Origin of the sequence: Pseudomonas sp. 57B-090624, assembly GCF_003234055.1 — a bacterium.
GTDB classification, from domain to species: domain Bacteria; phylum Pseudomonadota; class Gammaproteobacteria; order Pseudomonadales; family Pseudomonadaceae; genus Metapseudomonas; species Metapseudomonas tohonis.
In genome coordinates, this window is sequence record NZ_QKRU01000133.1 from 1 (window position 1) to 7,178 (window position 7,178).

A 7,178-nucleotide genomic window follows, 5' to 3' on the forward strand; every position below is an offset into this window, starting at 1 on the left:
GGTTGTAGCCAGGCCTGCGGGCCGGCACGCCAGCGGCATACCCCCCGCGAAGCTCCCAGGCCGGCGTAGGGTGGATCGCGCTTCATCGATCCACGCGGTGCGGGGTTGGTCGCCGGGCAGGGCGTGCCTTCCCAGCGGCCACGGTGTTTGGGGGTGGGCGCGGTGGTGGATGGAAAAGCGCCATCCACCCTACACATCCGGGCACCTCGCGGCGGGGTATGGGATGTCCATATTTTTGGACAACGATGGAAATAGGCGTCCAATAAACAAGACATCGTCCAATTAATTGGACACCTCAAGCACCCCCTCGTCTCCCGGCTAAATTACCCCCACCCCAGCACCAGCGCCTTCCCCAGGGCTTTTCAGCCCACTTGGCACAGCTTTCGCTCTATACCGGCAAAGGGCCGACCCAGGCCCGGCCGCTGCGGCGGTTCAAAACAACAACAAGAAGGAAATCCCATGGGTACCCTCGGAATCCTGCTGTCCCTCGCACTGCTGATGTTCCTGGCCTATCGCGGCTACAACGTGTTGATCCTGGCGCCGCTGATGGCGCTGCTGGCGGTGTTGTTCGCCGGTGATGCGGCGTTGATGCTGCCCACCTATACCCAGGTGTTCATGAAGTCCCTGGGCGGCTACCTGATCCAGTTCTTCCCGCTGTTCTTGCTCGGCGCCATCTTCGGCAAGTTGATGGACGACTCCGGCTCGGCCCGCGCGATTGCCCAGGGCATCGTCACCCGGCTGGGGCGCGAGCGGGCCATCCTCGCCATCGTGCTGGCCTGCGGGCTGCTGACCTACGGCGGCGTGTCGCTGTTCGTGGTGGCCTTCGCGGTGTACCCCATCGGCACCGCGCTGTTCCGCGAGGCGGGCATTCCCAAGCGGCTGCTGCCCGGCGCCATCGCCCTGGGTGCCTTCACCTTCACCATGACCGCCCTGCCCGGCACCCCGGCGATCCAGAACGCCATCCCCAGTCCCTTCTTCGGCACCGACGCCTTCGCTGCGCCCATCCTCGGGCTGATCGGCGGGCTGATCATGCTCGGCCTCGGCAGCTGGTGGCTCGCTGCCCAGGCCCGCAAGCTGATGGCCGCCGGCGAAGGCTACGGCAGCCACAAGGACGACCCCACCGAGCAGAGCGGCCTGCCGGTGACCGGCTTCTGGCTGGCGCTGCTGCCCATCCTGCTGGTGATCGCGCTGAACTTCCTGATGGCCAAGCAGGTGCTGCCCAACCTCGACACCAGCTACCTGGCCAAGCCCGAGTTCGGCGGCCTGCAGGACGCCAAGTCGGTGATCGGCATCTGGTCGATCATCGTCGCCCTCGGCGCGGCGGTGCTGCTGCTCATCGGCCTGCACTGGCGGCGCTGGGTGGACCTGAAGCAGAGCCTCAACGACGGCACCTTCGGCTCCATGCTGCCGATCCTCAACACCGCCTCCGAGGTGGGCTACGGCACCGTGATCGCCTCCCTCGCCGGCTTCGTGGTGATCCGCGACCTGGTGCTGAGCGTGCCGGGCAACCCGCTGGTGTCCGAGGCGGTGGCGGTGAACATCCTCGCCGGCATCACCGGCTCCGCCTCCGGCGGCATGTCCATCGCCCTCAAGACCCTCGGCGCGCAGTACCTGGAGATGGCCAACGCCGCCGGCATCAGCCCCGAGCTGCTGCACCGGGTCGCCGCCATGGCCTCCGGCTGCATGGACACCCTGCCCCACAACGGCGCGGTGATCTCGCTGCTGGCCATCTGCAAGCTGACCCACCGTGATTCCTACAGATTCATCTTCATGAACACGGTGATCTTCCCCCTTGCCGCCCTGGTGGTGGTGATCACCCTCGGCAGCCTGTTCGGCAGTTTCTGATGTGCGGCTCGTGGGAGCGAATTCATTCGCGATGCGGCCCGCAGGGGCGCCCCGGGTCCGCTGCGCGGCCCTTCGCGGCTGAAGCCGCTCCCACGGGAGAAGCAGGCCGCCCCCAATTCCACGCTCGAGGTATGACATGAGCAAAGTGATGAGCGCCGCCGAGGCGGTGGCGCGTATCCCCGACAACGCCCACCTGGCCACCGGCGGCTTCGTCGGCATCGGTTTCGCCGAGGCCATCGCCATCGCCCTGGAGCAGCGCTTCCAGGCCGAGCAGGCGCCGCGCGACCTGACGCTGGTCTACGCCGCCGGCCAGGGCGACGGCAAGGGCCGGGGCCTCAACCACCTGGCCCACGAGGGGCTGGTACGCCGGGTGATCGGCGGGCACTGGGGCCTGGTGCCGGGGCTGCAGAAGCTGGCGGTGGAGAACCGCATCGAGGCCTACAACCTGCCCCAGGGGGTGATCTCCCAGCTGTTCCGCGACATCGCCGCTGGCAAGCCGGGGCAGCTGTCGCGGGTGGGCCTCGGCACCTTCGTCGACCCCGAGCACGGCGGCGGCAAGCTCAATGCCCGCACCACCGAGGAGCTGGTGCGGCGCATGGCCCTCGACGGCGAGGACTACCTCTTCTACAAAACCTTCCCCATCCACGTCGGCATCGTCCGCGCCACCAGCGCCGACGAGGACGGCAACCTGACCATGGAGCGCGAGGCGCTGACCATCGAGAGCCTGGCCATCGCCATGGCCGCGCGCAATTCCGGCGGGCTGGTGATCGCCCAGGTGGAGCGGGTGGTCGCCCGTGGCTCGCTCAACCCGCGCCAGGTGAAGATCCCCGGCATCCTCGTCGACTGCGTGGTGGTGGCCGCGCCGGAGCACCACCAGCAGACCTTCGCCACCGCCTACAACCCGGCCTTCGCCGCCGAGGTACGGGTGCCCGAAGGCAGCCTGGCGCCCATGCCGCTGGACCTGCGCAAGCTCATCGCCCGTCGCGCCGCGCTGGAGCTCAAGCCCGGGGCCGTGGTCAACCTCGGCATCGGCATGCCCGAGGGCGTGGCGGCGGTGGCGGCGGAAGAAGGGGTGATCGACCTGCTGACCCTCACCGCCGAGCCCGGGGTGATCGGCGGCGTGCCGGCCTCGGGCCTGGACTTCGGCGCGGCCTGCAACCACAGCGCGCTGATCGACCAGCCCTACCAGTTCGACTTCTACGACGGCGGCGGCCTCGACCTCGCCTTCCTCGGCCTGGCCCAGGCGGATGCGGCGGGCAACCTCAACGTGTCGAAGTTCGGCACGCGCCTGGCCGGTGCCGGGGGCTTCATCAACATCAGCCAGAACGCCAAGGCGGTGGTCTTCGTCGGCACTTTCAGCGCCGGCCCGCAGGACATCCGCATCGAGAACGGCGCCCTGCGCATCGTGCAGGACGGAGAACTGCGCAAGTTCGTGCGCGAGGTGGAGCACCGCACCTTCGCCGGCCGCCTCGCCGCCGAATCCGCCAAGCCGGTGCTCTACGTGACCGAGCGCTGCGTGTTCCGCCTGACCACCGAAGGCCTGGAGCTGATCGAGGTCGCGCCGGGCATCGACGTCGAGCGCGACATCATCGAGCGCATGGATTTCCGCCCCATCGTCGACCAACCCCGGCTGATGGATGCGCGGCTGTTCCAGGAGGCCCGCCTGGGCCTGCGCGCCATGATCGGCGGTTGTGCGTGAAGCCACGGGCCCACCCTTGGGCCCGTGGATTTTTTCAGGTGCATCCCGTAGCCCACCCTGTGGGAGCGGCTTCAGCCGCGATGCTCGTGCTTCACCTCGTTCGCGAATGAATTCGCTCCCACCGAGCCAGAGCGCTCCGTAGCCTGGGCTTCAGCCCGGGAATCCCCCCGGCTGGCACCAACCCCGCAGGAGCAAGCTCTGCTCGCGAAGGCTCCTCGCCGACATCACCGCCGGCCCCGGACTGAAGTCCGGGCTACAGGTGGCCACCCTGTGGGAGCGGCTTCAGCCGCGATGCTCTTGCTTCACCTCGTTCGCGAATGAATTCGCTCCCACAGAGCCGCGCCTAGCGCTCGCCCAACTTATGCCGCGCGGCGTACAGGCAGATCATCTCCATCGCCAGGGTGGCGCCGGCCAGGGCGGTGACTTCGGCGTTGTCGTAGGGCGGTGCCACTTCCACCACGTCCATGCCCACCAGGTTGATGCCGCGCAGGCCGCGGAGGATTTCCAGCGCCTGGTGGCTGGAGAGCCCGCCGCACACCGGCGTGCCGGTGCCGGGGGCGAAGGCCGGGTCGAGGCAGTCGATGTCGAAGGTCAGGTACACCGGGTTGTCCCCCACCCGCGCGCGGATGCGCTCGGCGATCTGCTCGGGCGTGTGGCGGTGCACCTCGCGGGCGTCCAGCACCTGGAAGCCCATCACGTCGTCATTGGTGGTGCGCAGGCCGATCTGCACCGAGCGCGCCGGGTCCACCAGGCCCTCGCGGGCGGCGTGGAAGAACATGGTGCCGTGGTCAATGCGCTGGCCCTCTTCGTCCGGCCAGGTGTCGCTGTGGGCGTCGAAGTGGATCAGCGACAGCGGCCCGTGCTTGGCGGCGTGGGCCTTGAGCAGCGGGTAGCTGATGAAGTGGTCGCCGCCCAGGGTGAGCATCGCCGCGCCGGCCTCGAGGATGTGCGCGGCGTGGGCCTGGATCGCCTCCGGCGTGTGCTGCGGCGTGCCGTGGTCGAAGGCGCAGTCGCCGTAGTCGATCACCGCCAGGTGGTCGAAGGGGTCGAACTCCCAGGGAAAATGCCGCGCCCAGGCCATCTGCACCGAGGCGGCGCGGATGGCGCGTGGCCCGAAGCGGCTGCCGGGGCGGTTGGTGGTGGCGGTGTCGAAGGGTACCCCGCTCACCACCAGGTCGACGCCGGTGAGGTCGCGGCTGTAGCGCCGGCGCATGAAGCTGGTGATGCCGGCGTAGGTGGCTTCGGCGGCCGTGCCCAGCAGGCTCGGCCGGGTGATGGCCTGGTCGTTGTCGTAGGCGTGTTCCATGTCATCGGGCTCCATCGGTGGGGTGTTTCCCGTCTGCGCGGGTTCAGTACTGGGTGCGGAAGCGCGTCCAGAGGCGGGTGCGCTCGCGCTGCTGCTTGAGGGTCAGTTCCTGCTCGCCGAACAGGCGGTCGCGCACGGCCTGGGGCGGGTAGATGTCGGGGTCGTTGGCCACCGCCGGGTCCAACAGCGGCGTGGCGGCCTGGTTGGCGTTGGCGAAGAACTGGCTGTTGGTCAGCTCGGCGATGGCCTCGGGGCGCAGCATCCAGTCGATGAAGGCATGGGCCGCCTGGGGGTGCGGCGCGTCGGCGGGGATGGCCAGGGTGTCGAACCAGATCAGCGTGCCCTCGCGGGGGATGCGGTAGACCACCTCGAAGGGCATCTTCGCCTCGCGGGCCTGCTCGGCGGCGATGGCGGCGTCGCCGTTGTAGGTCAGCGCCAGGCAGATCTCGCCCTTGGCCAGGTCGTTGATGTGCTTGCCGGCGCCGACGTAGCGCAGGTTCGGCTGCAACGCGGTGAGCAGCCCGTGGACCGCCGCGAGGTCGGCCTTGGCGGTGCTGTACGGGTCCTTGCCGAGGTAGTGCAGGGCGACGCTTATGACCTCCTGGGGCGAGTCGATCACGGCGATGCCGCAGTCCTTCAGGCGGCTGGCGTACTCGGGCTTGAACAGCAGGTCGAGGCTGTTCAGCGGTGCGTCGGGGATGCGTTGCTGCACCGCGTCGCGGTTCAGCCCCAGGCCGATGGTGCCCCAGGTGTAGGGCACGCCGAAGCGGTTGCCGGGGTCGACGCTGGCGAGCTTGGCCAGCAGCTCCGGGTCGAGGTTGGCGTAGTTATGCAGCTGCTCGCGCTGCACCGGCTGCACCGCCTTGGCCTTGATCGCCCGCGCCAGGCCGCTGCTGGCGGGGAACACCACGTCATAGCCGCTGCCGCCGGTCATCAGCTTGGCGTCGAGGGCTTCGGCGCTGTCGAAGATGTCGTACTTCACCTTGATGCCGGTCTCGGCCTTGAAGCGCTCCAGCGCCTGGGGCGGGATGTAGGCGGACCAGCTGTAGAGGTTCAGCTCCCGGTCCTGCCCATGGGCGGGCAGGACACAGGCGGCGAGCAGGGCGAACAACAGGGAAAGGCGCATGGAGAAAGCTCCCGGAGCGGTGATGGGGCGATCCTGCGCCGGGCTTTGCTTCGGATAAATATGAAGTGTTCTACTTTGGCATCGCTCGTCATCGATGTTTGGAGATTCCCATGCTCGCCCAACTCCAGGACCTGGACCTGCAACTGCTCAGGCTGTTCGTCACCGTGGTCGAAAGCGGCGGCTTCAGCGCCGCCCAGGGCGCGCTGGGGGTGGGCCAATCCACCATCAGCACGCAGATGGCCAAGCTGGAGACGCGCCTGGGCTTTCGCCTGTGCGAGCGCGGCAAGGCCGGCTTCCGCCTGACGCCCAAGGGCGAGCAGGTACTGGCAGCCACGCGACGGCTGTTCGGCGCCATCGAAACCTTCAAGGGCGAGGCGCGGGGCATGGCCGACATGCTCCTGGGCGAGCTGCGCATCGGCCTCTCCGAGTCCCTCGACGATGCCGTGATGCAGCGCCTGGCCGATGCCATCCGACGCTTCCGCTCGCGCCGCCAGGCGGTGCGCATCGAGCTGCTCAGCGCCATGCCCGCCGAACTGGAGCGGCGCCTGCTGCAGGACCAGCTGCACCTGGCCATCGGCTACTTCTCCGGCAACCAGCAGGCGCTGGAGCATCGGCCGCTGTTCGTCGAGGAGCAACTGCTGTTCTGCGGCGCCGGGCACCCGCTGTTCGACCGCACGCGCGTGACCGAGAGCGACCTGCGCCACTGCGACCGGGTGCTGCACCCCTACCGCTTCATCGGCGAGGCCGAGCCCTTCCAGTCCGCCGCCAGCAGCGCGGTGACCGAGCAGGTGGAAGGCACCCTGGCGCTGATCCTCTCCGGCGCCCATATCGGCTACCTCCCCCGCCACATCGCCGCGCCCTGGGAGGCACGCGGGCAACTGCGCGCCCTGCTCCCCGAGCGCCTGGGCTTCGACGTGGAATTCCGCCTCACCCACCACCGCGGCCGCGAACCCAGCGAAGCGCAACAGGCGTTCGTCGAGGATCTGTTGGCCGCCTTCGGCGCCTTGTAGGGGCGAATTCACTCGCCCAAGCAGTGCGCAGCGCTGCCCGACTCGGTGCCCCCGGGAACACCGCTGGTGGATGGAAAAAGCGCCATCCACCCTTGTATCTCGACTAATACCTCCACAGGGGTAATAGTCCCCGACTGATCATCGGGGGAGGGGCTGGAAGTCGTATCCACCCTTAGGCCGCGAGCCTGCAAC

Annotated in this window: 5 protein-coding genes; 3 read left to right on the forward strand and 2 right to left on the reverse strand. The window is 68.6% G+C overall.

The annotated features are described in order from the left end of the window. The first annotated feature begins 459 nt into the window (after positions 1-459). On the forward strand, positions 460-1,845 hold the full coding sequence (locus tag DMX10_RS31355; protein ID WP_111264755.1) for a GntP family permease: 1,386 nt from the start codon (positions 460-462) through the stop codon (positions 1,843-1,845). A 136-nt stretch (positions 1,846-1,981) separates the two neighbouring features. Next, complete coding sequence (locus DMX10_RS31360; RefSeq protein WP_111264756.1) at positions 1,982-3,544, forward strand: acyl CoA:acetate/3-ketoacid CoA transferase; 1,563 nt, start codon at positions 1,982-1,984, stop codon at positions 3,542-3,544. 343 nt (positions 3,545-3,887) lie between these two features. Here DMX10_RS31360 and speB read toward each other — a convergent pair whose 3' ends face one another. Next, positions 3,888-4,850, reverse strand: a complete 963-nt coding sequence (speB, locus tag DMX10_RS31365; protein ID WP_111264757.1) for an agmatinase — start codon at positions 4,848-4,850, stop codon at positions 3,888-3,890. Between the two features lie 43 nt (positions 4,851-4,893). After that, positions 4,894-5,976, reverse strand: coding sequence for a polyamine ABC transporter substrate-binding protein (locus DMX10_RS31370; RefSeq protein ID WP_111264758.1), 1,083 nt, complete (start codon positions 5,974-5,976; stop codon positions 4,894-4,896). 110 nt (positions 5,977-6,086) lie between these two features. On the opposite strand from DMX10_RS31370, the gene DMX10_RS31375 reads away from it, so the two are divergent. Beyond that, positions 6,087-6,986: a LysR family transcriptional regulator gene (locus DMX10_RS31375; protein ID WP_111264759.1), complete on the forward strand. Its 900-nt coding sequence runs from the start codon at positions 6,087-6,089 to the stop codon at positions 6,984-6,986. Positions 6,987-7,178 lie beyond the last annotated feature (192 nt).